The sequence below is a fragment of the Cobetia sp. UIB-001 genome, from assembly GCF_044789135.1.
Taxonomy (GTDB): Bacteria; Pseudomonadota; Gammaproteobacteria; order Pseudomonadales; family Halomonadaceae; genus Cobetia; species Cobetia amphilecti.
Map to the genome: position 1 here is coordinate 3,201,636 of NZ_CP058244.1, position 26,518 is coordinate 3,228,153.

General features: G+C 64.0%; 23 protein-coding genes. 12 read left to right on the forward strand and 11 right to left on the reverse strand.

What is annotated here, in order from left to right:
* The first annotated feature begins 22 nt into the window (after positions 1-22).
* The 11 genes from HA399_RS13360 (at position 23) to HA399_RS13410 (ending at position 11,473) form a co-directional block, all read left to right on the forward strand.
* Entirely contained in the window at positions 23-520 is a 498-nt protein-coding gene (locus HA399_RS13360) for an acyl-CoA thioesterase (protein WP_234368112.1), read from the forward strand.
* Positions 520-1,140: a LolA-related protein gene (locus tag HA399_RS13365; RefSeq protein WP_404325237.1), complete on the forward strand. Its 621-nt coding sequence runs from the start codon at positions 520-522 to the stop codon at positions 1,138-1,140. The genes HA399_RS13360 and HA399_RS13365 overlap by 1 nt, the downstream gene beginning before the upstream one ends.
* Complete coding sequence (locus HA399_RS13370) at positions 1,137-3,545, forward strand: MMPL family transporter (RefSeq protein WP_404325238.1); 2,409 nt, start codon at positions 1,137-1,139, stop codon at positions 3,543-3,545. Before HA399_RS13365 ends, HA399_RS13370 begins: the two co-directional genes overlap by 4 nt.
* A gap of 96 nt (positions 3,546-3,641) precedes the next feature.
* A complete protein-coding gene (locus tag HA399_RS13375; protein WP_404325239.1) occupies positions 3,642-5,033 on the forward strand; it encodes an NAD(P)/FAD-dependent oxidoreductase in 1,392 nt (463 codons plus the stop codon).
* Positions 5,034-5,042: 9 nt separating this feature from the next.
* Complete coding sequence (locus tag HA399_RS13380; protein WP_404325240.1) at positions 5,043-5,834, forward strand: DUF3261 domain-containing protein; 792 nt, start codon at positions 5,043-5,045, stop codon at positions 5,832-5,834.
* Positions 5,827-7,158 carry a beta-ketoacyl-ACP synthase gene (locus HA399_RS13385; protein ID WP_404325241.1) on the forward strand — a complete coding sequence of 444 codons (1,332 nt, stop codon included), beginning with the start codon at positions 5,827-5,829 and terminating at the stop codon, positions 7,156-7,158. Before HA399_RS13380 ends, HA399_RS13385 begins: the two co-directional genes overlap by 8 nt.
* The gene (locus HA399_RS13390) at positions 7,152-7,760 is read left to right on the forward strand and encodes a hypothetical protein (RefSeq protein ID WP_404325242.1); all 609 of its coding nucleotides are present in this window, start codon (positions 7,152-7,154) and stop codon (positions 7,758-7,760) included. The genes HA399_RS13385 and HA399_RS13390 overlap by 7 nt, the downstream gene beginning before the upstream one ends.
* Entirely contained in the window at positions 7,760-8,533 is a 774-nt protein-coding gene (fabG, locus tag HA399_RS13395) for a 3-oxoacyl-ACP reductase FabG (protein ID WP_404325243.1), read from the forward strand. Before HA399_RS13390 ends, fabG begins: the two co-directional genes overlap by 1 nt.
* Positions 8,533-9,792: a beta-ketoacyl-ACP synthase gene (locus HA399_RS13400; protein ID WP_213114481.1), complete on the forward strand. Its 1,260-nt coding sequence runs from the start codon at positions 8,533-8,535 to the stop codon at positions 9,790-9,792. The genes fabG and HA399_RS13400 overlap by 1 nt, the downstream gene beginning before the upstream one ends.
* Before the next feature lie 214 nt (positions 9,793-10,006).
* On the forward strand, positions 10,007-10,546 hold the full coding sequence (locus tag HA399_RS13405; RefSeq protein ID WP_213114480.1) for a heavy metal-binding domain-containing protein: 540 nt from the start codon (positions 10,007-10,009) through the stop codon (positions 10,544-10,546).
* 9 nt (positions 10,547-10,555) lie between these two features.
* Positions 10,556-11,473 (forward strand): hypothetical protein, encoded by a 918-nt coding sequence (locus HA399_RS13410; RefSeq protein WP_404325244.1) that lies wholly within the window; start codon positions 10,556-10,558, stop codon positions 11,471-11,473.
* 32 nt (positions 11,474-11,505) lie between these two features.
* Here HA399_RS13410 and HA399_RS13415 read toward each other — a convergent pair whose 3' ends face one another.
* The 11 genes from HA399_RS13415 to HA399_RS13465 form a co-directional block, all read right to left on the reverse strand.
* Positions 11,506-13,065 (reverse strand): potassium channel family protein, encoded by a 1,560-nt coding sequence (locus HA399_RS13415; RefSeq protein WP_404325245.1) that lies wholly within the window; start codon positions 13,063-13,065, stop codon positions 11,506-11,508.
* A 57-nt stretch (positions 13,066-13,122) separates the two neighbouring features.
* Positions 13,123-13,479, reverse strand: a complete 357-nt coding sequence (locus HA399_RS13420) for a RidA family protein (protein WP_404325246.1) — start codon at positions 13,477-13,479, stop codon at positions 13,123-13,125.
* Positions 13,480-13,888: 409 nt separating this feature from the next.
* Complete coding sequence (locus HA399_RS13425; RefSeq protein ID WP_279832187.1) at positions 13,889-14,779, reverse strand: universal stress protein; 891 nt, start codon at positions 14,777-14,779, stop codon at positions 13,889-13,891.
* A gap of 179 nt (positions 14,780-14,958) precedes the next feature.
* Complete coding sequence (locus tag HA399_RS13430; protein WP_131432610.1) at positions 14,959-16,446, reverse strand: SulP family inorganic anion transporter; 1,488 nt, start codon at positions 16,444-16,446, stop codon at positions 14,959-14,961.
* Positions 16,447-16,710: 264 nt separating this feature from the next.
* The gene (locus HA399_RS13435; RefSeq protein WP_404325247.1) at positions 16,711-17,748 is read right to left on the reverse strand and encodes a DMT family transporter; all 1,038 of its coding nucleotides are present in this window, start codon (positions 17,746-17,748) and stop codon (positions 16,711-16,713) included.
* Positions 17,749-17,754: 6 nt separating this feature from the next.
* Positions 17,755-18,615, reverse strand: a complete 861-nt coding sequence (locus HA399_RS13440; protein ID WP_404325248.1) for an HAD family hydrolase — start codon at positions 18,613-18,615, stop codon at positions 17,755-17,757.
* Between the two features lie 134 nt (positions 18,616-18,749).
* Positions 18,750-19,763, reverse strand: coding sequence for a cyclodeaminase (locus tag HA399_RS13445; RefSeq protein WP_286173918.1), 1,014 nt, complete (start codon positions 19,761-19,763; stop codon positions 18,750-18,752).
* Positions 19,764-19,820: 57 nt separating this feature from the next.
* A complete protein-coding gene (locus HA399_RS13450) occupies positions 19,821-20,930 on the reverse strand; it encodes a pyridoxal-phosphate dependent enzyme (RefSeq protein ID WP_404325249.1) in 1,110 nt (369 codons plus the stop codon).
* Between the two features lie 3 nt (positions 20,931-20,933).
* Entirely contained in the window at positions 20,934-22,394 is a 1,461-nt protein-coding gene (locus HA399_RS13455) for an aminotransferase (protein ID WP_404325250.1), read from the reverse strand.
* Between the two features lie 99 nt (positions 22,395-22,493).
* Entirely contained in the window at positions 22,494-24,047 is a 1,554-nt protein-coding gene (locus HA399_RS13460; RefSeq protein WP_131432614.1) for an NAD-dependent succinate-semialdehyde dehydrogenase, read from the reverse strand.
* Positions 24,048-24,284: 237 nt separating this feature from the next.
* A complete protein-coding gene (locus HA399_RS13465; RefSeq protein ID WP_043331576.1) occupies positions 24,285-24,833 on the reverse strand; it encodes a hemerythrin domain-containing protein in 549 nt (182 codons plus the stop codon).
* A 312-nt stretch (positions 24,834-25,145) separates the two neighbouring features.
* On the opposite strand from HA399_RS13465, the gene HA399_RS13470 reads away from it, so the two are divergent.
* Positions 25,146-26,513, forward strand: a complete 1,368-nt coding sequence (locus tag HA399_RS13470; RefSeq protein ID WP_404325251.1) for a replication-associated recombination protein A — start codon at positions 25,146-25,148, stop codon at positions 26,511-26,513.
* Positions 26,514-26,518 lie beyond the last annotated feature (5 nt).

A 26,518-nucleotide genomic window follows, 5' to 3' on the forward strand; every position in this document is an offset into this window, starting at 1 on the left:
AGCATTGAACGAGAGACAAGCCATGAATCAGCCAGCCGAAACACCGATGCCGACCGCCACGGTAGAGATGGAAGTGCCCTTCCACGACGTCGACATGATGGAAGTCGCCTGGCACGGCCATTACGTGCGCTATCTCGAGATCGCCCGCTGCAAGCTGCTCGACATGCTCGACTACAACTACCCGCAGATGCGCGATTCCGGCTACGCCTGGCCGGTGATCGACCTGCGCCTGCGCTATGCCGGCCCGGCGCGCTTCGGTCAGCGCATCGCCGTCACCGCGCGGCTGCGCGAGTGGGAAAACCGCCTCAAGCTCGACTACGTGATCCGCGATGTCGAGAGCGGCAAGCGCCTGACCCGCGGCTACAGCGTGCAGGTCGCCGTCGGGTTGGAAGATGGCGAGATGCTGCTGGCCTCGCCCGCCGCGCTCAGCGAGCGGCTGGCCGCCTGGCAGGCCGAACAAGCGCTGACACACACCAGTGATTCGCCTGCCTCCCCTTCAGAAACACAAGGAACGCCGTGATGACTTCGCGCCTTGCCATTGCCGCCACTGCCCTGCTGCTCACTGCCGGTGCCCCCTGGGCCAACGCATCCGAGACCAGTGCCTCAGAGACCAGTGCTCCCAAGACCAGCGCCGCCAGATTCGACGCCCGCGCCCTGACGCAACAGCTGGCACGCACCGCGCCAGTCTGCGGTGACTTCCAGCAGACACGCTGGCTCGAGGATGTCGGCGCAGAGCTCGAGAGCCGGGGTCATTTCCGTCTGATCGGTGACCCGAACGCGCCCGAAGGCCTGGTGTGGGAAACCACTTCACCGATTGAAGACCGTCTCGAGATGCGCCCCGATGCCAGCCAAGGCCCGAATGGCGAGCCGCTGCCGGCCGATCAGCAGGCGATGGCGGAGCTGCTGATCAGCTTCTTCCACGGCGACTGGCAGGCGCTCGAGGAGCACTTCTCCCTGACGTTGACGGGCACGCCGGATGACTGGCAGGCCAGCCTGACGCCCAATGATGCCCGTCTGGCCGAGGCCATCGAGCGTCTCGAGATCGACGGTGGCAGCTGGCTGGAACACGTGAATCTCGACAGCGGCGACGGTGACCGCCTTGAGCTGACGCTCACCGCCGGCGGTCACTGCGAGCGATGACGTCACCCAGCCGTGAGCCGCGCAAGGGGCTGGATCGCGCCGTCTGGCGCTGGCTATGGGCCGCCGCCCTGCTGCTGTGCGCGCTGCTGCTGGCCGCGAAGATCGTCCCGCAGAGCCCATGGCGTGGGGCGATCGACACCCGCATCACCGCCATGTTGCCAGAGCAGGAACGCAGCCCGCTGGCGGCGCGCGCCGAATCGCTGGATGACACCGCCAACCGGCTGGTGATTCTGGTCGGCAGTCGCGATGCCAGCGCCGCCGCACGCAAGCAGCGTGACGCCGCCGCCCAAGCGCTGCGGCAGGCGCTCGCGCCCATCGCGAGGCTGGATGACGGCCAGAGCCTCGAAAGCCTGCGCCTGCCGGCAGAGGTCCAGCCGGCGCTGATCGCCCCGTCGCTTGCCGGCCTGAGTGACGATGACTGGCAGGCGCGCGCCCTCAGACAGCTGTTCCAGCCCGGCGGACAGCGCGACCTGATCCGCGACCCCTTCGGCCTCGCCGGCGCCTGGCAGAGCTGGCTGACGCCCGCCAACCTGTCGCTGTCCGGCGGCCAGCTGTTGCTGCGCGCGCCGGCTTCCGCTGGCTCAGTCAGTGACAAACAGGACAGTGACGAGCAGAACAGCGAAGAAGGCGGTAGCGGTTATCGCCTGATCAGTGCCACCCTTTCGGGCAGCGCCTATGCGATGAGTGACCAGCAGGCGCTGGAGCAGGCCGTGAATGGCGTGAAGGCCGACTATCCCGACATTCGGCTGCTGCGCTCCGGGCTGGTCTTCCATGCCAGCAACGGCGCGCGGCAGGCCAAACAGGAGATGTCGACCATCGGGCTCGGCTCGCTGATCGGCGTGCTGCTGTTGCTGTGGGCGGTGTTCCGCACCCCGCGGCGGCTGCCCTTGCTGCTGGTGCCGGTGGCCACCGGCGTACTGTTCGCGCTGCCGCTGACCTGGTGGGCCTTCGGCAGCCTGCATGTGCTGACGCTGGCCTTCGGCGCCAGCCTGATCGGCATCTCCATCGATTACGTGCTGCATCTGGAGTGCATGCGCCGCCTGGCGACGACGAATGGCCGTGGCGGGCTCGCCGCGCTGTGGCCGGGCCTGACGCTGGGGCTGTGCTCCAGCCTCGCCGCCTATCTGGCCATCACCCTGACGCCGATGCCCGGCCTGCGCCAGATGGGCATGTTCGCGGCGCTCGGCTTGATCGGTGCCTGGCTGAGCGTGCGCCTGTGGCTGCCGCAACTGCCACTGCCGGCGCAGGCCACCCGCGAGGACTCCCCCGCCGCCCGCGCCGCAGGACGTCTGGCGCGTGCCATCCCCGGCAAGCGCAGCTGGCAGGCACTGGGCCTGCTGCTGGTGGCCGCGCTGGCAAGCCTCTACGGACTGCGCAGCGATGACCGCCTCACGCAGCTCAATCCCTCGCCTGCGTCTCTGATCAACGAGCAACGCGAGGTCCAGCGCCTGCTCGCCGAACCGGACGGCCTGCGCTACCTGATCGTGCAGGCCGAGACTGACGCCGCCCTGCTCACGCGCCTGCATGCGCTGGAAGACACCTTCCAGCAGCTGAATGCACGCCAGCAGCTGGGCCACTGGGCGAGCCTCGCTCAGCAACTGCCGACACTTGAACAGCAGCAGGCCAACCTCGGCGCCATGCGTGAGCGCACCCGCACCCTGCTGCCCCAGGTGCTGAGCACCGCAGGCCTGCCGCCCGAGCTGGTCACACGTGCCGAGCAGGCCATCGCAGACGCCCACCCGCTGCGCCCGGCGGACTGGGTGGCGCTGCCCGCCGGTGAGATGGGCCAGCGACTGTGGCTCGACTCGCGCAGTGCTGCCATCGGCATCGTGCGCTTCGGCGATGTCACGGCTGAGGGCAGCGCAGCGCTTGCGCGCCTCGCCGCGGATGACGACAGCCTCGAGTATGTGGATCAGGTCGCCAGGCTCTCGACGACGCTGGGCAGGATTCGCAGCGAGATGGCCTGGCTGGTCGGCGGCGCAGTGGTCTTGATCAGCCTGCTGCTGGCGCTGCGCTATCGCCGCAGCACCTGGCGAGCCCTGCTGCCGCCACTGGGCGGACTGGTACTGACGCTGGCGGCCCTGACGCTGGCAGGCGTCGGCCTCAACCTCTTCCACCTGCTGGGCCTGTTGCTGGTACTGGGGATTGGCCTGGATGCAGGGATCTTCTGTGCCGAGCATCCCGCGCGCCGCTCTTTATCACCTACAGCGTCAGATGCAGCACAGACCAGCGCCAGCCGTGCATCGCAGGCCAGCCTGCTGGCGATTTCGCTGTCGTGTGCCTCCAGCCTGCTAGCCTTTGGATTGTTGAGTTTCAGTCAGACACCGGCGCTGGCGGCACTGGGACTGGCCTGCCTGCTGGGGCTGAGCGCCACCTGGTGTCTGGTGCCCTTCGCGCGCAGTTGAGGCGGGTCTGAAGCGAAAGACAAGCAAGCCGCAGGGAACGCAGCGCAGCATGAACACATAACGATAACGATATCGACAACGACAGGGGACGATGCCATGGAATCGGCAGATCGCAGCAACAACCCACCACGCAAGGAAGTCATCATCATCGGCGCCGGACCCGCCGGCGCCGCGGCGGCGGCGTGGCTGGCACGCGCGGGCCATGCGGTGCGCGTACTGGAGCGCAGCCACTTCCCGCGCTTCTCCATCGGCGAGAGCCTGCTGCCACGCTGCATGCAGCATCTGGAGGCCTGCGGCTTGATGGAGGCCGCCGCCGCCGGTGGCTATCAGCGCAAGACCGGCGCGGCCTTCACCCGCCGCGGCGAGCATCGCGTGATCGACTTCCGCGACAAGTTCAGCGACGGCCCCGGCACCACCTGGCAGGTGGAGCGCGCCGACTTTGATCAGCGCTTGATCGAAGGCGCGCGGGCGGCGGGCGCCGAGGTCGAATTCGGCGTCACGGTCACGGGCTTCACTCCGGCTCGCGCCGCGCAGAGCGACGCCACCGGCCATGCGCAGGGGCCACGCCTCACGCTGGCGGATGGCCGCGAGCTTGAGGCCGCCTTCGTGCTGGATGCCAGCGGCTATGGCCGCGTGCTGGCGCGCCTCGAATCGCTTGAGCGTGACCCGCGCCTGGAGCCGCGCATGGCGCTGTTCGGCCATGTCCACGACGGCATCGCCGACCTCGCGCCGCCCGCCGAGGGCTATCGCCGCGACAATATCCTGATCGCCTCGCATCCGACGCATCCCGATGTCTGGTACTGGCTGATTCCCTTCGCCAATGGCCGCGCCTCGCTGGGCGTAGTCGGCCCGCGCGAGCTGATCGAGCCTGCCGCCGGGGACGATGCGCAGACACGCCTGTGGCAGTGGGTGATGGAAGAACCGCGCCTGGCGGAGCTGCTGCGTGATGCTCGACCGGCCAACGCCGTGCAGTCGCTGGGCGGTTACAGCGCCGATGTCAGTCGCCTGCATGGCCCGGGGTATGCGCTGCTCGGCAATGCCGGAGAGTTTCTGGACCCGGTGTTCTCCTCCGGCGTGACCATCGCACTGGAATCGGCACTGCGTGCCGCGCCGCTGGTCGCGCGTGAGCTTACCGCGACCCGCGATGAGCAGCGCCCCGACTGGGCCAACGAATACGAGCAGCCGCTGCGCCGTGGCATCGAGGTCTTCCGCGAATTCGTCACCGCCTGGTACGACAGCCGCCTGACCGACATCATCTATCATCCCGAACCGCATGCGCGGATTCGCCAGATGATCAGCGCGGTGCTCGCCGGTTACGCCTGGGACACGGCCAACCCCTTCGTCAGTGCCAGTCGCCGCCGCCTGACGGCCCTTGCCAGACTGACCGCGCCCGAACAGGCGCTCGTGCATGACGCGGTGCAGGAGAGCGACCCGGTGGCTGGCCTCAGCGCCTTCGGCCGCGCAGCAAGCGTCGGCGAGAACAGGTAAAGTAGCGTCATGAAAAACATGTCTTTCGCCTCTCACGCTGATTCCACAGGACTGCTCTCAGTCGGGCTGCGTTCAGCAGGACTGCTCTCAGCTGGGCTGAGCAGCCGCCTCGGGCTGGCCAGCCTCGCCGTGGCCGCCACGCTGCTGTTGGGCGGCTGCAGCCTGCTCGCCCCAAAGCCGCTGGAGGCTGTCAGCCCGATGCCGGCGCTGGCGAGTCTCGAGCAGACCAGCACCCAACGTCTGATTCTGCGTGTGGCGCGTATAGAGAGTGATGACAACGTAAAACGGACTGTCGCTGTGGACGCCGATGCCGAGGCTGGCGAGGGTGCGCAGGAGCAGAATCTGCCGCCTCTCATCGGCGTACTGCGTCAATCGCCCGAGGCCATGCGGCTGGTCATGCTCAGCGTGCAGGGCCAACGCCTGCTGACGCTGGTGCATGACGCCGACGGCAGCCGTTTCGAGAAGGCACGCCCGGAAGTGCTCGAGAAGCTGCCCTTCAGCGCCGACTGGCTGGCGCGGCGTATCGCCTGGGTGCACTGGCCACAGGCCGCGATCGATGCCGCCTTTGCGAACACAGGCTGGCAGCTGGTACAACGCGGCGACTGGCAGCAACGCCGCCAGCCCGCGCAGCGCATCATCACGCAAGATGGTGTGACCATCGCCGAGCTGACCCGCGATGCCAGCGGCCGCGTGACCCTGCGCGACCCGGCAGCCGACATGCAGCTGACGCTGGAACCGCTGGCAGCGCCCAGCACACAGAACTCCCCTGACGACTCACCGGAAGCTCCCGCGCATGACTGAATCTGTTGCAACCGTGGCCACCGCTCCCCCCAAGGGCCGCGACACTGGCAACGCCTGTCGCCTGTCACGCCCCGGCATCGTCTGCCCGCTGGGCGCAGACCACGGCCTGATCAGCAGTGCGCTGTTCAGCGCCAGCCGTGGCCTGCGTGTCAGTGATGACTTCAGCCCCGGCACGCCGCTGTCGCTGGGGCGCGTCACCGCGCGGCTGGTGGATGACAGCGACTGGCCGGCCCCGCTGCGCTCACGCAACAACCGCCTGCTGGCCACCGCGCTGGAACAGCTGGCACCGGAGCTTGAAGCCCTCAAGCGTCAGGGCATCGCGCCGGAGCGCATCGGCGTGGTGCTCGGCACCAGCACCTCCGGCATCGGCGAGACGGAAGCCGCGATGGACGCCCAGCGCGCCGCCGTCGCCCAGGGCACGCCGAGCGCCGACAGCTGGCCGCAGAGCTTTGAATATCGTCGCCAGGAACTGGGCGCGCCCGCCGAGTGTGTCGCCTGGCTGAGCGGCGCGCGTGGGCCGATCTACACCCTCTCCACCGCCTGCACCTCCAGCGCCAAGGCCCTGGCCAGTGCGCGACGTCTGCTGGCCTCCGGCCAGTGCGATGCGGTGATCGCCGGTGGCGCCGACAGCCTGTGCCACATGACGGTGAAAGGCTTCATGAGCCTGGAGGCCGTCAGCCGCAAGCAGAGCCTGCCGCTGGGGGCCGAGCGCGATGGCATCAATCTGGGCGAGGCCGCGGTGCTGTTCGTGGTCACGCCGGAGCGCGGCGGCGTACAGCTGACCGGCGTCGGCGAATCCAGCGATGCCCACCATATTTCCGCGCCCTGCCCCGATGGCAGCGGCGCCGAGGCCGCCATGCGCGGCGCGCTCGCCAGTGCCGGCCGCGCCCCCGGCGAGATCGACTACATCAACCTGCACGGCACCGCCACGCCGCTGAATGACGCGATGGAAAGCCTCGCCATCAGCCGCCTGTTCGGTACGGACGCCGACTCTGACAGCGGTTCTGATGCCGGTTCTGATATCGATCAGCCCCGTTCGCCCGCCGTCAGCTCGACCAAGGCCCTCACCGGCCATACGCTGGGCGCCTGCGGGGCACTGGAAGCCGCCTTCTGCTGGCTGGCGCTGGAACATGGCCGCCTGCCGCCGCATGCCACGCCGCGTGAGGCGCTGGACCCGGCGCTGCCTGCGCTCAATATCGTCTATCGTGATCGCCCCGAGACCCCGCCGCTGCGGGTGATGAGCAATGGCTTCGCCTTCGGCGGCAACAATATCTCGCTGGTGCTGGAGCGCCACACCACCGACCCGGAGTCCTCTGCATGCTGACCCCGAGCACCGACTCAGTTTCCCTTGCTGGCGCTGAGGTGCAGCCCCGTGAGGCGCGCTATCCCGCCATGCCCTGCGCCATCGGCCCCTATGTGCCCCATGATGCCGGCATGTGTCTGCTGGATAGCGTGCTGCGCTGTGACGAGCATTCGCTGAGCGCCGATATCACCCCGACGTCAGACAACCTGTTCGCCGAGCAGAATGCCGACGGCCAGGCCGTGATCCCCGCCTGGGTCGGGCTTGAGTGGATGGCGCAGGCCATCGCCGCCTGGTCGGGCATGCAGGCCGCGCGCAGTGGCCAGCCGCCGCGAGTCGGCTTTCTGCTCGGGAGTCGCCGCTATGAGAGCGAAGTCGCCGCCTTTTCCTGCGACTGTCGCTGGCAGATTCATGTTCAGCTCGACTATCGCGCCGACAACGGTCTGGGCGCCTTCGAGGCCACCATCAGCGACGAGCACGGCGCCACTGTCGCCCGTGCCGGCGTGAATGTCTTCGAGCCGGCGCCCGAGGCGCTGCCCTCCGCGGCGTCTACGCAAGACACCGCACAAGAATCCTCACCCGGACAGCAGGATGCTGCCGGTGCCTCATCGCAAGGTAATGTCTGATGTCTGTCACACCCCCCGCTACTGAAACTGCCACCGCTGCCCCTGAAGCGCGCGAGTGGATTCTGGTCACCGGCTCCAGCCGTGGCATCGGCCGCGCCATCGCGCTGCGTCTGGCCCGCGAAGGCTACAACCTGGTGCTGCATTGTCGCTCGCGCCGTGACGCCGCCAAGGAAGTCGCGCGTGAGATCAGCGCCCTGGGCGGTGAATCGCGCATCCTGAGCTTCGATGTCGCCGACCGTGACGCCGCACGCAGTGCACTGGAAGCCGACATCGAGGCCCACGGCTGCTACTACGGGGTGGTCTGCAATGCCGGCATCCATGCCGACAACGCCTTCCCGGCGCTCACCGATGAAGACTGGGACAGCGTGATCCGCACCAACCTCGATGGCTTCTACAACGTCATCAAGCCGCTTTCCATGCCGCTGGTACGCCGCCGCAAGCCGGGGCGCATCATCGTGATGTCCTCGGTGTCGGGCATGATGGGCAATCGGGGTCAGGTCAACTATTCCGCCGCCAAGGCGGGGCTGATCGGCGCGGTCAAGGCGCTGGCGGTGGAGCTGGCCAAGCGCCGCATCACCGTCAATGCTGTCGCACCGGGCGTCATCGCCACCGAGATGACCGAAGGCGTCGAGATGGAAGAGGCGCTGAAGATGATTCCCATGCGCCGCGCGGGGGAAGCCGAGGAAGTCGCCGCCACCGTGGCCTTCCTGTGCTCGAAGGACGCCGGCTACATCACCCGCCAGACCATCGCGGTGAACGGGGGGATGTTCTGATGACGACTTCCTCTCACGCACTGCGCGGCAGACGTGTCGTGGTCACCGGCATGCATGGCTTCTCGCCCATCGGCAATGACTGGCCGACCCTGCGCGCCAATCTGGCCGCCGGGCGCACCGGCATCCGCTATATCGAGGACTGGGACAAGTACGACGGCCTCAACACCCGCCTCGGCGCGCCGGTCAATGATTTCGAGCTGCCCAGTCACTACAACCGCCGCGCGCTGCGCAGCATGGGGCGTGTGGCGCAGCTGGCGACCCGCTCCAGCGAGCTGGCGCTGGAGGCGGCCGGCCTGAGTGACAGCCCGCTCAAGGAGAGCGGCCAGATGGGCATCGCCTACGGTGCCTCGGCCGGTGAGCCGGATGCGGTGGCCGACTTCGGCAACATGCTGATCAACCACTCCACCGATGGGCTCAGCGCCAATTCCTATATCCGCATGATGGCGCACACCGCGCCGGTCAATATCGGCGTCTTCCTCGGCATCAAGGGGCGGATTCATACCACCTCCAGCGCCTGCACCTCCGGCAGCCAGGGAATCGGTTATGCCTATGAGGCGATCCGCTTCGGCCGCCAGACCGCGATGGTCGCCGGTGGCTGCGAGGAGCTGTCCGCCGCCGACGCCGCCGTGTTCGACACCCTGTTCGCCACCAGCACCTGCAATGAGCGCCCGGACCTGTCACCGCGGCCCTTCGATGCCGAACGTGATGGCCTGGTGATCGGTGAAGGCGCCGGCACGCTGATTCTGGAAGAGCTGGAGCACGCCCTGGCGCGCGGCGCGACCATCCACGCCGAGATTCTCGGCTTCGGCACCAACTCCGATGGCCGTCACGTCACCCAGCCGGACGCCAACATGATGGAAGCCGCGATGCGCATGGCGCTGGAGGATGCCGGTGTCGAGGCCTCAGAGATCGGCTATGTCAGCGCCCATGGCACCGCCACCGAGCGCGGCGATATCGCCGAGAGCCATGCCACCCATGCCGTGTTTGGCGATTCCACGCCGATCAGCGCCTTCAAGAGTTACACCGGCCATACCCTGGGCGCCTGTGGCGCGCTGGAGGCCTGGATCGCCATCGAGATGATGCGCGATGGCTGGTTCCACGGTACCGCCAATCTCACCAGTCTCGACCCGCGCTGTGCGCAGCTCGACTACCTCACCGGCGCAGGCCGCGAGATCGAGACGGACACCGTGATGAGCAACAACTTCGCCTTCGGTGGCATCAATACCTCGCTGATTCTGCGTCGCTGGCAGGGCGAGTGAGTCATTGGCAATCTGATCTGGCGCCAGTCATCACGCTTCGCGCTGACGCCTTTGCAGGGTGTCGCCAACGTACGACTTTGCAGCGGGTCGGATCTGGCGCAAGATACGCGCCCGCTGCATGGTCTATGGTGTGATTGGCTCACGCCCCTGGCTGGCTGACGGCGATATTCACTGGCGTCGCGCCAGTCAATCACCCTGTTAGGAGAGGTCTCAGATGGCGTCACGTTCTGCTCAGTCGCTCGCATCCTCGAAACGTTCCGCGGCACCTGCCACGCGCGCCCGCTCGGGTCGCGCCTCGCGTGTGCTGACACTGGTGTCTGCACTGCTGCTTGGCTCTGCGGGGCTTGTGGCCTCCGCTCCGGCGGTGGCACGGGACACGCAGCACTTCCTGCCGATCATGCCGGTGATGGCCAGCACCGCGGCCAGTCAGCGACTGGGCAAGGACGTGGCCTTCTTCTTCGGTGACAAGCAGCCCTACGAGCGAATCGAGAAGCGCGGCTGGGCGCGGGTGAACCCGAAGACCAACGCGACCAACAAGAGCGATGCGGAAGCCTGTCGCTGGGTGTTCCTGTCGGCGCTGCGTGAGCTGCAGGAAAAGGCGCGCGAATACGGGGCCAATGCGGTCATCAACATCCGCAGCGACTATGACAAGGTGCCCTACTCCAGCAGCGAGAAGTACGAGTGCCATGCGGGCAATATCGTCGCGGGCGTCGCGTTGCGTGGGGATCTGGTGATCCTGCACCCGAAGAACTGATTCGCCATCATGACGGCCAGGCAAGGCAGTGGAATAAGCGAGACAAGCGAGCCGGTTGAGGATAACTCTGCAATCGAGCCTGCGGCGCGTCCGACCGATCACCCCGCCTACCGCTGCGTGGTGCTGGGGCATGCTGCAGCGGATGGCTCCGCTTCGCTGAGCGCTGGTTCACTGAGCAGTGGTTCGCTGAACACTGATTCGCTGAGCAGTGGTTCGTCAAGCCTTGAGCCGCTGAGTGCCGAGCCGCTGAGTGTCGAGCCGCCAAGCACCGAGCCGCTGATCTCGCATGACCCCCACGCCCTCGCCGCTTCACTGGCGTCTGCGGCTGGCGGCGCTGCCCGCGTCTTGCCAAGTCTCTGCTCTGAATCATCCTCTCGGCCAGCCCGCCTGTGGCTGGCCGAGGCCTGTGTGCTGCCAGCGTTTTATGCTGATCTGGCTGATTCCTCTGCCAGCTCCTCGACTGAAGCTTCCCGCCATCGCTCGCTGCGCGCACGCCAGCCGGATGTGGATAACGCGGACACACCTGCGTCACCTACCAAGGCCCGCCGTCGCCAGCAACGAGAAGCCGAATCGCACCTCGCCCGCCTTCTGCTCGGCGAACTCGCCGCTGCCCAAGGCATTGCGCTACCGCTGGCCGACTGGTCGCCGCGTGGCCAGGCACCCCATCACCCTGCGCTACCGGCAGGCTTCTACGTCTCCATCGCCCACCGCCATGGCCATGTGCTCGTCGGCCTCGCCACCCTCCCGCTCGGTCTGGACCTCGAATACCACAACCCCCGCCACGCCCACGACCTCGACGCCCGCATCGCCATGCTGCCTACAGACGCACGCGAACGCCTCGCTGAAGCATCACACCTCAGCGAGACAGAACGACTGGACGGGTTTTATCGAGAATGGGTGAGGTATGAAAGCTCTACTAAACTATAATTAACTCTAAATTACCAAACATAGAAAAGTCACTACGGAAGCTTTTTACTTAAAAAATCGCTAACTCTAGCAATCACCAAAAGGTCCTCCTCTAAAGCCATATAATCATTACTCGATGCATTTTCATCATATTCTTTATTGATATTTTTCTCACTCAATGATCTCACAGCAGTGACTAACTCACTCCATTCCATTAAATGTTCACTAGATATTCCCGCAGCTATCGGAGTCATGCTAAGAAGCAGCGGATAATCTTTACGCGCCTCATCCACAATTGAATAAATATTAAGTGTCACAAAACCTTTGGAGAAAAAACCTAGCGTTCTGATAAAGGTAACTTGATTTTTGATATTCTCGTACTGACCATAATAACTTAATGGTTTGTTTTTTAGATAAAAATAATTATCGAAGAATTTATATAACAATAAACACGAGTGTTTTTCTAAGCTAAGACGTAATTCTTCTTTTCTATTGTTATCTATCTTGATCTTTTGGCGTCTAATTTTTTCTCCCAGCATGTGTGAAAGAGAGTTCAAAAAAAGTCCTATCAACAGAACCCCAATAACTACTTCAGAGATAACTATAATCTTACTTATATCATTGCTTGGCAACACATCACCAAACCCAAGTGTCGTAATGACAACGAAGCTTAAGTATATAGAGTCTACCCAGCTTAAGCTGGGTTCAAAAATAGTATTAGAATTATATATGAAAGAATAAAAACCAGCAAATAATAAATACAGCAGAAAATACTTTATATTGATAATAAATTTTATAAGCCAGCCAGATAGGTTGATCATAAGCACTATAACTAGTTCAAGGAAGCTATATACTTTCAGTGACATGTGAAAAATACAGGTCCCATTAGCTAACTTCTTAAAACGATAAGCTAGACCTTCAATATCTTTAAGCACATAAGATAAACTATTTTCTTTAAAATATAAAACTGTTATAATAACGGAAACATACAGCATTACAATAAAAATACCGACTAATTTATCGTTATTGTTATACCCTAAAACTGCAGAACATAATAACGCAAGCAGAGATATCCACAGCAACATAAAAGACACTTCGTGACTTTTTTCATATATAATTATCAACCTGAGATATACAAATAACAACGAAGTCAATAAAAACCAAATAGAGAAAATAGCCAGTTGTGATGCACTATTTATTATATTACCAGATTCGCTCCAATAACCATGACACAAAACACCTAAAGAAAATGAATATAAAAATAGTGAAGAAGCAACTCCAGAAACGACACCAAGGTTAAAAAGCGAACAAGCAACTCGATATAAAAAACCGTCCTTATTATAGCTTGACCGCTTATTTTCAAGACTTACTATTTGCAACAATAAAAACACTATAAGAAAAAACGATGAAATGTATATAAAAATATCTAGTGAATTTAGCTGACTTATAACATAATTTATTTTTTCTCCTCTTTCAGAATCGTTAACTATTAAATGGTTATATATTCCGGCAATAAACCCTAATATCACGAAGCTACTCATATCATAATAAAAGTCCAATGATCGAGAGCTATTCAGAAACACAATATTATCAAGTTCTAATTTTTTGGCCATTTTTTTACCTCCCCCCCCTCTACTAATGTATGAAAAGAGAGGGGGGGTATCGATATATTATTTAACAGCAGCGACCACAGTAATTTCACACAGCAGTTCCGGGCTGGCCATGGCGGCTTGTACGCAGGCGCGGGCGGGGGCGTGGCCTTGTGGTACCCAGGTGTCCCAGATGTCGTTGAAGGTCTTGAAGTCGTCCATTGTCTTGAGATAGACGGTGGCGGAGAGCAGGTGCTCGCGGTCGGTGCCGACTTCTTCCAGCAGCGCATCGACACGCACGAGCATGCTGTTGGCCTGGTCCGTGATATTCCCGAAGCGATGGTCCGGACCGGCGACCTGGCCACACAGGTAGATGGTGTTGTTGTGGATCACGGCGCGGCTCATGCGCGGCTTGGTGTCATGGCGTTGGATGTTCATCGAGAGTGTCCTTGTGCTGTTCTTCTTGGGTAGTGGAAAAATGCCACCAGCGGTGCTGATACAAAAAAGACCGCTGGCGAAGCAGGGTGAGGTCAGTCCTTCAGCGTTCCAGATTCGCGCGAGCGGCGCAACGCGACCTGCGGGGAATATTACCCTGTACCAGAAGAACCTGTGGTTTCAGTTATGGGGCTCTTGTGATGGCTCTTGTGGTGACAGCTGTTGTTTCACACGTGCTGCCGGTGATGCAGGAAAACGTGCGTGAACTCAAGACTGCCGGTATACGACGACACCCACCAGACAGCAAGACGCCGCGCCCGAGAGATTTCGGAAGCGCGGCGTCACGGCAATGATGAAACGGCTCGCTCATCAGCCAATGCTCAGAGAGCCGCACAAGCGACTCAGGGATGGTTCAGCGCAGGATCAGCAGCGGCACCGTGGCGTTGCGAATCATCTCGGTGGTGGTGCTGCCGACCAGCAGCTGACGGATGCGCGAGTGGCCGTAGGCGCCCATCACCAGCATGTCGATGGCGTGTTCCTTGGCATATTCGCGCAGGCAGGCTTCCACCTCCCCCGCTCTGAAGCTGGCCTGCACGCTGAAACCTGCCGCGGTGAGGGTGTCGCGCGCGGCGTCCAGCGGGGCCTGATGCTCCACCGACTCCGCGCCAACCATCACCAGATGCAGCTCCGCGCCTTGCAGCAGCGGACTGGCCGCCAACACCTCGACGGCGCGCTTGATGGTGGTACTGCAATCGAAGGCGATCAGCACCCGCGTCGGCTGATTGAACTCGCCCGGCACCACCAGCACCGGACGATGCAGGCTGCGAATCACGCGCTCCAGATTGCTGCCCAGGTGCTCGCTGGCCTGCTCCGCCCCTTCGCCGCGCTTGCCGATCACCAGCAGGCGAATCTCGTCTTCCAGCTCCGCAAGGGTCTCGACCAGCTCTCCATTGCGCTGGCGTGGCCGCGGCTCCGCGATACCCGCCTGCACGGCGCGCTCGTAGGCGGCCTCCAGCATCAGGCGGCCCTGCTCCTGGGCGATACGCCCGCGTTGTTCATCCAGGGTGGCGAGCTCTTCCAGCAGGTGCTCGCGCGCGCCGAGCCCGATGCTGCCGGAGAGATCACTGCTGGTCTCGCCCGCCCCTTCCTGGCGGTCGATCACATGCAGGAAGCTCAGCGGCGCCGAGAGACGTTGGCTTGCCCATACGGCGGCATCACACACGGAGACGGCAAAGGCGGAGCCGTCAATGCAGGCGGTGACCTTGTCATGGCCTGTCAGGGCACTGGCAGAGGATTGGCTCATGGCGTGCTTCCTTATGCTGACGATCAAGGTGGCGCTTCAGGCGCCTGTTTCGAGATTACCACTTTCCGACCCCACCAACGCAAACGGCGGGCAGCCCGTGAAGGACTGCCCGCCGTCTTTACGCATCAATCACGCTGATGGCGCCCCCGCCCTCGTTCAGGCGGGTGGCGCCAACGGGATCAGTGACCCATCAATTTCTCGACCGCATCCGGCTTGTCATGCACCGCGAAGCGATCCACCAGCGTGGCGCTGGCTTCGTTGAGGCCACGCACCTCGACCTCGGTACCCTCGCGGCGGAACTTGACCACCACGGTGTCCAGCGCGCCGATGGCGGTGATGTCCCAGAAATGCGCACGGCTGACGTCGATGACGACACGCTCGACGGTCTCCTTGAGGTCAAAACCGGCCTGGAACTGTTCGCTGGAGGCGAAGAACACCTGACCGACCACGCGGTATTCGCGGGTACGGCCATCGGCATTCATGTCGCTGCCGATATGCAGCACCTGACCGATCTTGTTGGCGAAGAACAGCGCCGAGAGCAGCACGCCGACCAGCACGCCGATCGCCAGGTTGTGGGTCGCGACCACGACGGCCACGGTGCCCAGCATGACGATGTTGGTGGACATCGGGTGGGTCTTGAGGTCACGGATCGACTGCCAGGAGAAGGTGCCGATGGAGACCATGATCATCACCGCGACCAGTGCGGCCATCGGAATCTGCGAGACCCACGGGCCGAGGAACACGACCATGATCAGCAGCACGACACCCGCCACCATGGTGGAGAGACGCGTACGACCGCCGGACTTCACGTTGATCATCGTCTGACCGATCATCGCGCAACCCGCCATGCCGCCGAGGAAGCCGGTGACGACGTTGGCCGCGCCCTGGCCCTTGCACTCACGGTTCTTGTCAGACGGCGTATCGGTCAGGTCATCGACCAGGGTGGCCGTCATCAGGGATTCCAGCAGGCCCACGACCGCAAGCGGCAGCGAGTACGGCAGGATGATCCACAGGGTTTCCAGATTGAAGGGGATGTCCGGAATCAGGAACACCGGCAGGCTGTCCGGCAGCTCGCCCATGTCGCCGACGGTGCGGATATCCAGACCGACGACCATCGCGAAGATGGTCAGCACGATGATGCAGACCAGCGGCGACGGCAGCAGCTTGCCGACCTTCGGCACCAACGGCAGCAGGTAGATGATGCCGAGACCGGCCGCCGTCATGGCGTAGACGTGCCAGGTGACGTTGGTCAGCTCCGGCAGCTGGGCCATGAAGATCAGGATCGCCAGCGCATTCACGAAGCCGGTGACCACCGAGCGCGACACGAAGCGCATCAGCGAGCCGAGCTTGAAGTAGCCGAAGATGATCTGGATCACGCCGGTCAGCACGGTGGCGGCCAGCAGGTATTCCAGGCCGTGGTCCTTGACCAGGTCGACCATCAGCAGTGCCATGGCACCGGTGGCGGCGGAGATCATGCCCGGACGGCCACCGGCGATGGCGGTCACCACGGCGATGGAGAAGGAGGCATACAGGCCGACCTTGGGGTCGACACCGGCAATGATGGAGAAGGCGATGGCTTCGGGGATCAGGGCCAACGCCACCACCAGGCCGGACAGGATGTCGGGCCGGAGGTTGGAGAGCCACTGCTGTTTGAGGCTGCTTGTCATCGAGTCGTCCGCAACAGGTTGGGGAAGGTGGTGTGCGTGCTGAATCCTGGCGCTGTCGAGTCAGTCTGGCGTCCGGTTGTTGCAATCTTCATCACTGCCGTCAGGGGCAGTGCCGCTCGCGCCTGGCTCGCGTCGTGAAGTCGCCGTCGTTTCCGGTCGCCCTGTGGCTTTCTTCGCGCCATGAGCTATTCTCTCCGGTCGCCGTGAGGCGTCCAGAGGGCTGTCATTTGACAGTGAATAAACTCGGGGATGGGCGGGATTGTATCAGCTGCCGCCCGCAGACGCATCCGCAGAAGGCGTACGCGTGGCCTGCAGGTGGCGCAGCCGGCGGTCGATCAGGCTCTTGATCAGCATCGCGCCCAGCACCATGGCGCCGCCCAGCCAGCCGCTCAGGGTCAGCGACTCGTCCAGCACCCACCACACCCACAGGATGCCGAACACGCTTTCCAGCAGCATCAGCAGCGCCACCTCGGCGGACGGCAGGTACAGCGGGCCACGCTGGATCAGCGTGAAGCCCAGCGGCGATAGCACCAGACACAGCAGCACCAGCCAGCCGGCGCGCCGGGCGAAATCAGCGCTCTGCGAGGGCCATAGCTGGGTGAGCACGCTCTCTGCACCCTCTCCTACCCCAGAGACCGCCAACCATGTGCAGGCCAGCAGGCCACACAGCGCGGTCAGCAGTCCCGACAGTGTCAGCATCGGACTCATGTCGAGGCCCGGGCGCGTGCGACACAGCGTGAAATTGCCCGCCAGTGACAGGCTGCAGCCCAGCGCGAGCAGATTGCCGGTCAGCGAACCGCTGCCCGCCTCGTCCATCACCAACAGCGTGATGCCCGCCAGCGAGACCAGAATCGCGCCCCATACATGGCGCGGCTGGCGCTCGCCCAGCCATAGCCGCGACATCAGCGCCGCGAACAGCGGACTGGCGGCGAGGATGATCAGCACATTGCCGGCGCGGGTGTATTGATTGGCGAGCACGAAGCCCAGCGTGGAGCCGGTGAACAGCAGCGCGACCCACAGCCCCGTGCGCCCGCAGCCACGCATGCGCGCCAGCGCACTGGCGAAGCGCTGGGCAGGCCCGCCGCGCTGGGTGAGCAGCAGAATCAGCGCAAAGCCGATGGCCGTCAGCAGGCCACGCCAGAACACCAGCGGGCCATCGGCGACATCGGCGAGACGCAGCAACAGCGCATCCGGCGAGATCAGCAGCACGCCCAGCGCCGTCAGCGCGACGCCACGCGCCTGCAGGGCTCTGGCATCCGGGCTTTGATCGCGGGAAAGATGGGAGTCAGTCGACGGCTTCATGCACGCTCAGTCCGATTCGATGGACAGGTGCGACTGGCGCCAGTCGACCACCGGCCAGCCACGCGCTTCTGCGAACTGGCGCAGCGGCGCATCCGGCTGGGTGGCGTGGGGATGATCGACCCGCTCGAGCAGCGGCAGGTCGTTATGGGAATCGGAATAGCCCCACAGTGCCTGCGGCGCACGCTTGAGCTGGCTGGCGTCTTCCAGCCAGGCATCCAGCGCCGCCAGCTTGCCTTCGCGGAAGGTGACGATGCCGGTGGTCTCACCGGTGAAGCGGCCCTGATCATCGAAGGCAGGATGGGTGGCCAGCGCGCCATCGGCGGTCAGGCGACTGGCGATGGGGCCGACCAGATGATGCATGGAGGCGGAGATGATCAGGGTGCGATGGCCCGCCTCGCCGTGTTCGGCCAGACGCGCGATGCCGCCTTCCAGCAGGCGCGGCATCACCATTTCTTCCACGAAATCATCGACTTCGCGACGCACATCATCGCGATGACGCCCGATGAGCGGGCTGAGCAGATGGCCGGTGTGCTCGTGGATGTCCAGGGTACCGGCGTGATACTCGCTCTGGTGGCGCTCGCCGATGCCCATGAAGGCCTCGACATCCTCGATCCAGCCACAGGCGGCCATCCAGCGCATCCACATGCCGGTGCAGTCGCCGTCGAGCAGCGTATCGTCGAGATCGAACACCGCCAGCGGGGAATCCAGCTGGCAGAAATGGCGCAGATACCCCTCACCCGGCGGGGATAACGGTGGCAGCAGCGTCACGGCATCGCAGTCGGCACAGAGGTCCGCCAGCGGCGAGCGGCGGACCTCTACCCCGGGGGCAGCATTGAGGGCACGCGGCGCAGCAGAGGGTGAGGGCATGGTTCGAGTCACGACAGGCTCCGAGTGGACGAGGGAGTCAACGGCTTCCTGCCGTTACTGCGTGACCCTCGCATGCGCCGCCGCGCTGGGCAAGTCCGTCGCGCCTTCATGACCCGCTGTCGCTGCGTGCGGCGCTAGCGCTGGGCGAGTCGAGCCAGCGCCAGGCTGGCAATCGCGGTGTCCTGCACGCCGGTGCCGGTAAGGTCTGCCACCGTGATGAGGGTATCAGTGGCGGTTTCGGCTTGTTCACCGCTGTTCTTTTCACCGTCACGCAGACGACGCCCATCGGCCAGCAGCTTGCCCAGCTCGTACACCTCGCATGCCTTGGCCTGGTCTTCATCCAGCCCCTTCAGCTCGCCATTGATTTCCGACTGGGCGCGGCTGTCACACACGAAGTAGTCGCAGTCGGTCAGCACGTCGGCTTCCAGCTCGCGCTTCTCGGGGCTGTCGGAGCCCATCGCGGTGACATGCACGCCTTCCGGCAGCATCGAGTATTCCAGCAGCGGCGTGTGAGACGGCGTGGCAGTGATGATGATATCGGCGTTCTGACACACCGCATGCAGGCTGTCATGGCTGCGCACGGTGAGGCCCAGGCGCTGCTCAGTGTCGCGTGCGAAGCGCTCGCCGCGCTCCTTGTCACGCGCCCAGACATCGACACTCTCGATGTCGCGCACCAGCCGCAGCGCTTCCAGCTGCAGGCTCGCCTGCTCACCGGCGCCGATCAGCGCGACACGCTTGCTGTCGGGGCGCGACAGGGCCTCTGCCGCCACGGCACCGGCCAGTGCGGTGCGAATGGCGGTGAGATAGCCGCCGTCATCCAACAACGCCTTGGCCAGCCCCGTCTCGGCGGAGAACACCACCATCAGGCCATTGAGGCTTGGCAGGCCACGGGCGGGATTGTTGAAGAAGCCGGGACTGATCTTGATCGCGAAGTGCTTGAGCCCCTGGATGTGGGCGGTCTTGACGTCCACCTCGCCGTTGGCCTCCTCGATGGCCATCGACAGGATCGGCGGCTGCACCACCTTGCCTTGGCCCAGCGCGATGAAGGCATCGCGAATGGTGCCCAGTGCCGTGGCGTCCAGCCCCACGACCTGCTCGATCTGTTCACGGGAATACGTCTGCATGCTTTCTTGAGTCGGTTCCGTCATGCGCCCTCCTCCTGGTGTGCCGTCATCTGTCTCACGCTGTGAGCCATGGGCGAAAAATCACTGCTGAGCATCCGCCAGCAGCGCTCGGGTCTGATCGAAGGTTTCCAGACTGACCCCATTGCCGCTGATGATCAGCGCGACACGCTGGCCGCGGATCGACTCGGCCAGCGCGGAGTCGGTCTCGCCCAGTCGCGAGGCCTCGAGTGCGGCAAGCCCGACCACGGCGGCGCCCTCGACCAGCAGCTTCTCCTCTTCCAACAGCAGGCGCATGGCGCGGGCGATGGCGCGCTCGCTGACCTGATGGTGTTCATCCATCACGCGGCGCACCAGCGGCAGCGTGGTGTGATTGCCAAGCCCGATGCCGCCGCCCAGCGAATCGGCGAGGCTGGCGACCTCTTCCACCTCCACCGGTGTGCCTGCCTGCAGGCTGTGCCACATGGCCGCGCCTTCGGTGAGGCTGATGCCATGCACCCGCGTCTCGGGGCGAATCGCCTTGAGCGCCGCCCCGATACCGCCGAGCAGGCCGCCGCCGGAGAGTCCGATCAGTACCTGATCGAGCTGCGGGCAATCTTCCATCAACTCAAGCCCGATGGTGCCCTGACCGGCCGCGATCAGCGGGTCATCGAAGGGCGGCACCGCCAGCATGCCCTCCTCCTCGACCAGCCGATTGACCTCGTGGAAGGCCTCGTCCTGACTGCGCCCGACCCGGCGCACCTCGACACTGCCGCCAGTGGCTCCGCCCAGCTCACCCAGCGCCTCGATGGCACGCACCTTGTTGGCGGGCACCTGCTCGGAGAGACAGATGACCGCCCTCAGGCCACGGCGCATCGCGGCGTAGGCCAGGGCGCGACCATGGTTGCCGGTGGAGGCGGCGGTCACGCCGCGCTGGAGGCGCTCGAAGGCCTCCCCAAAGGCCTGCTCGGCCACGGCGGCCAGCAGATTGCTGGCCCCGCGCAGCTTGAAGGCGCCGGTGGGCTGGCGGGTCTCCAGCTTGAGCAGAATCTCGGCATCGAAGCGTCGCGACAGCGCCGGTGAAGGCACCAGCGCCGTGCGTTCGACACCCGTGGCCGTCGATGAATGAAACAGCCGCTGGCGCGCGGCATAGATATCGGCCAGCGCCAGCGGCGTTTCCCGTGTGCTCTTGAGCGGGGGTAAGGTCAATGCCATGACTTACTGATCACCAGAAGAGAGATCGCCATTGTCGACAAGCTCCTGATGCACCTTGTCCACGGCGCGACGCGCGCGGGCGACGATGTCATCGATTTCCTCGGGCGTGACCACCAGCGGCGGCGCGAAGCCGAGGATGTCGCCCTGCGGCATGGCGCGGGCGACCAGGCCTTCCTCGAGGGCTGCCGCGGAGATGCGCGGGCCGACCTTGAGCGCTGAGTCGAACGCCTTGCGCTGTGACGGCTGCGGCGAAAACTCCAGCGCCGCCAGCAGGCCGATGCCACGCACATTGCCGACGATGGGGTGATCGGCGAAGGCGTCCTGCATGGCGTTCTGCAGATAGGCGCCGGTCTCGCGGGCGTTGTCGACCAGGCGCTCGCGGCGGATGATCTCCAGGTTGGCGACACCGGCGGCGGCGCCCAGTGCATGGCCGGAGTAGGTCCAGCCGTGGCCGATGGGGCCGAATTCGCCGGTGCCCTGCTCCAGCACCTTCCACACGCGGTCACCGACGATGACCCCGGACAGCGGCTGATAGGCGCTGGTCAGGCCCTTGGCGATGGTGACCAGGTCCGGCTTGATGCCGAAGTGCTGGTAGCCGAACTGGCTGCCGATGCGCCCGAAGCCACACACCACTTCATCGCAGATCAACAGGATGTCGTGGCGCTTGAGCACGGCCTGGATGGCCTCCCAGTAGCCCTCCGGCGGCGGCACGATGCCACCGGTGCCCAGCACCGGCTCGCCGATGAAGGCGCCGACGGTCTCCGGCCCTTCGGCCTGGATCATTGCCTCGAGCTTCTCGGCGCACCAGGTGGAGAATTCACGCTCACTCATCTCGGCGCACTCAGCGGGACGGCGATAGTAGTCCGGCGCCTCGGTGTGCAGGATGCCGGGAATCGGCAGATCGAAGTGATCATGGAAGGCCGCCAGCCCGGTCAGTGAGCCTGAGGCGATGCCGGAACCGTGATAGCCGCGCCAGCGCGAGATGACCTTCTTCTTCTCCGGCTTGCCGATCACGTTGTGGTAATAGCGCACCAGCTTGAGCTGGGTCTCGTTGGCATCACTGCCGGACATGCCGTAATAGACCCTGGACATCTCGGGGCCGGCCAGTTCGAGAATCTTCTCGGACAGCGCGATCTGCGGCTCATTCGAGTGGCCGACATAGGTGTGGTAGTAGCTGAGCTTGAGGGCCTGCTCGTGGATGGCATCGGCGACTTCCGTGCGTCCGTAACCGATGTTGACGCAGTAGAGGCCGGCGAAGCCGTCGATCAGCTCACGCCCGTCACGCTCGCGGATGCGGATGCCTTCGCCACCGGTGATCACGCGGCCCGGTGCATCGCCCTGGGCGTAATCGCGCAGGTGGGTCGAGGCATGGAAGGTGACCTTGCGGTCACGGCGAATCAGCTCATCGGTCGAGGTCGCGTCGTCGAAGCTGGCGGCCTGACTCAGGGTGTTATCGGTGCTCATGTGACTCTCCGAATGCTCAACTAGGGGCGATCGACCGGTGGTGATGCTCAATGGCCACCGGTCGCCATGATCGACATGTGACAGTGAAGGATGTCCGTCTCAACTTCCGGAGGCGCTTTCCAGTCCACCCAGACAGTAGTACTTGATATCGAGATATTCCTCGAGCCCCTGACGCCCACCTTCGCGACCCAGGCCAGATTGCTTGACGCCGCCGAAGGGAATCGGCGCGCCGGTCATCTTGACGGAATTGACCGAGACCATGCCGAAGCGCAGGCCACGCATCAGTTGCCAGATGCGGCGCACATCGTGGGTATAGACGTAGGCGGCGAGGCCGTATTCGGTGTCGTTGGCCATCGCGATCACCTCTTCCTCATCGTGCCAGGCGGTGATGCCGGCCACTGGCGAGAAGGTTTCCTCGCGCCAGACGCGCATGTCCGGCGTGATGTCGGCCAGCAGCACCGGCATGAAGAAGTTGGGGCCCGGCGCCATGCTCTGGTCGCCGTGGATCAGCCGCGCGCCACGCTCGACGGCGTCATCGACGATGGTCTGCGCCTTGGCGACGGCGTCGCGGTGGATCAGCGGGCCAAGGTCGATCCCCTTCACCTGGCCATTGCCGACCTTGAGCTGCTTCATGATGCGCGCAAAGTGGCTCAGGAAGTCCTCGTAGAGGCTGTCGTGGACCAGGATACGGTCGGCCGCGAGGCAGTCCTGACCGGAGGTCTGGAACTTGGCATCGACGGCGGCGCGCGCAGCCTCCTCGGGGTCCATGTCCGGCCCGACGATGAAGGGCGCATTGCCGCCCAGTTCCAGCGAGACACGCTTGACGCTGTCGGCGCACTGCTTCAGCAGCAGACGCCCGACCCGGGTGGAGCCGGTGAATGACAGCCCGGCGACGCGCGGGTCGTCACACAGCTGCTTCGAGACCTCGGAGGCCTCGCCGGTGATGACGCTGAAGACACCGGCGGGAATGCCGGCGCGCTCGGCCAGCTCCGCCAGCGCCAGCGCCGAGAACGGCGTCTCGCCGGCCGGCTTGACCAGCACCGTGCAGCCCGCCGCCAGCGCGGCCGCAGCCTTGCGGGTAATCATCGCCAGCGGGAAGTTCCACGGCGTGATCAGCGCCGCGACACCGATAGGCTCACGCACGGTGCCCAGCGCGGCATTCGGGATATGGCTGGGAATGGTCTCGCCGAAGGCACGATTGCCCTCCTCGGCGAACCAGTGAACGAAGCTGGCGCCGTATTCCACCTCACCGCGCCCATCGTCGAGCGACTTGCCCTGCTCACGCGTCATCAGCATGGCCAGGTCTTCCTTGTGGGCGCGGATGAGGTCGTACCAGGCATCCAGCAGCTCGCCGCGCTGGTCGACGCGCAGCTTGCGCCATTCACGCTGGGCTGCATCGGCGGTGGCGATGGCGGCGTCGATCTGCGCCTCCTCGAGCCACGGCACCTGGCCGAGACGCTCGCCGGTGGCGGGGTCGAAGACCGCCTCCTCGCGTCCGCCTTCACCATGCACCCAGCAGCCATTCACGTAGGCGAGCTGGCGAAACAGGCGCGGGTCTTCCAGGGCAATGCCTTGGCTGGCGAACTGGGTGGGCTCGGACGTCGCTCCGTCCTGGGAAGTTGCCCACTGTCGTGCAAGAGATTGAGCACTCATCGCTTGTCTCCCGGGCCGCACGGCCGTCATCTGAGAAGGCGGAACACCGCCAAAGACAACGCCCACCGAAACGCGGCGGGCGTCATGTGATGACCTCAGTGTGGGGGAGATGAGACGTGGAGACTTTCGGAATACCCGCCAACGACTTGGCATTCTTTCTGTTGTGGCGGGCAAAGTGCGGATTCTTTCTGTGTGGCGAGTTCCTGACTAGACCGTTATAGATCGGACCGAAAGGGCTCAGGCGGTCACGACATCACTCTCGGTCAGCTCGGCGTAGAGTTCCGGGTAGGCTTCCTGAAGGCGCTCAAGCTCGGTGCGCGCATGCGGGATGGCATCGGTCAGCTGCTGCCATTCCTCATCACTGAGGTTGTCGCGCATCAGCGGGAACAGCTCCTGGCGCTCGGCACGTAGATAATCACGGTGTGCCTCCACATACTCGCGCAGGTCGGCATTGAACTGATCCATCGGGATGATCTGGTCCATCAGGATGCTGTCGAGATTGTCGGACAGCTTGTCCAGACGCTCGTGCAGGGTGCGATATTGCTGGATGAGGCGCTGACAGAGTGGCGCGGCGTCTTCGGAGCGTTCGCACAGCATCTGGGTGCATTGACGCTCCAGCGGAATGATGAAGCCCTGCATGTAATCGAGAATGTAATCCACCACCTCACGCATCATGCGAAAGTCGGGGCGCTCACCACTGACGAGCGTCTTGTGGCGGTGCGAAAGCACGTGCAGCAGACGGGCCATGTTGGCGTGGTCCTGGCGCAGCTGAGTCACATTGGGCATGACTTCCTCCTCCTTACGGAACAGGTGGCCGATGCTGGCAGACAGCGCTGCCGCCTCGGGCATTGCTACCGAATGTAGCAATGTCGTCACCTAGAAGTGTAGGACACATCCCCCGAGCGCCAGTTAGACGTTGGGTGGGATTGCCTAAATGAGCGTGTCATGCTGTCAGGAAAACATGACAGTCTGGTGCAATGCCACGCGCGGCCTGAGGCCGCTGACTGAGCGCGCCGACCCTGCTGATTTGTACAGGCCTGCAGGATCGGCCATGATGAGCGCAATACTGCCCCACGCCTGCCGGAGCCAGACTCGCCGATGGATCTTTTTGCCGATACCGCCTCGAATTCCCATGCGCCACTGGCCTTCCGCATGCGTCCCCGCACCCTGGATGACTACATCGGACAGACAGCGTTGGTCGGGCCTGACATGCCGCTGCGCCAGATGGTGGCCTCCGGCGTGGTGCGCTCGATGATCCTGTGGGGGCCGCCGGGGGTCGGCAAGACGACGCTGGCCGAGATTCTCGCCAAGGGCTGTGATGCCCATCTGGAGCAGCTCTCGGCGGTGATGGCCGGCGTCAAGGACATCCGCGAGGTGGTGGAACGCGCCAGACACTTCCAGGCCAGCGATCGCCAGACGGTGATGTTTCTCGATGAGATCCACCGCCTCAACAAGAGCCAGCAGGACGCCCTGTTGCCGCATGTGGAATCCGGCCTGCTGACACTGATCGGCGCGACCACCGAGAACCCGTCCTTCGAGGTCAACTCGGCCTTGCTGTCACGGGCGCGGGTCTATGTGCTCAAGGCCCTCGAGACGGACGACCTGATCGAGGTACTGACGCGCGCCCTGCAGGATGAGGTCAACGGCCTCGGCAAGCGTCATATCGAAACCAGCCGCGAGACGCTGACCCGCATCGCGCGCTCGGCCTCCGGCGATGCACGCCGTGCCCTCGGCCTGCTGGAGACCGCCTGTGACTTCGTGCGTCGTGAGCCCGACGCCCAGGGGGGAACGCGCGAGATACTCGAGGACAGCTCGCTGGAGGCCGTGCTGGGCCATCAGGCCTCCAGCTTCGACAAGCAGGGCGATGACTATTACGACCTGCTGTCGGCGATCCACAAGTCGATACGCTCCTCGCGGCCCGACGCGGCGCTGTTGTACATGGCGCGCTTCATGGATGGCGGCGGCGACCCGCTGGATGTCGTACGGCGCCTGACGGCGATTGCCTCCGAGGATGTCGGCAACGCCGACCCACGCGCCCTGCCGCTGACCATCGCCGCCTGGGACGCCTATCTGCGCCTCGGTGACTACGAGGGCCAGCGCGCCATCGCGCATGCGGCGATCCACCTGGCCATCGCGCCCAAGAGCAATGCCATCGAGGTGGCCTGGAAGGAAGCCAAGGCCTTCGTGCGCCAGCAGCCCCACTTCGGGGTGCCGGTCTACCTGCGCAATGCCCCGACCACGCTGATGAAGGAGCTGGGCATGGGCGAAGGCTATCGCTATGCCCACAACGAGCCCAATGGCTATCCGGCCGGCCGCTCCCACGATGCCTGGCCAGAAGAGCTGCCGACCCAGCAGTTCTATCGCCCGACCCAGCATGGTGGTGAGAAGCGCTTCGCCGAGATCGAGCGCTGGCGCCGCGAGCAGGACGCCGCCGCAGACCGTGGCGAGACGCCCGGACAGAGCTGATCAGC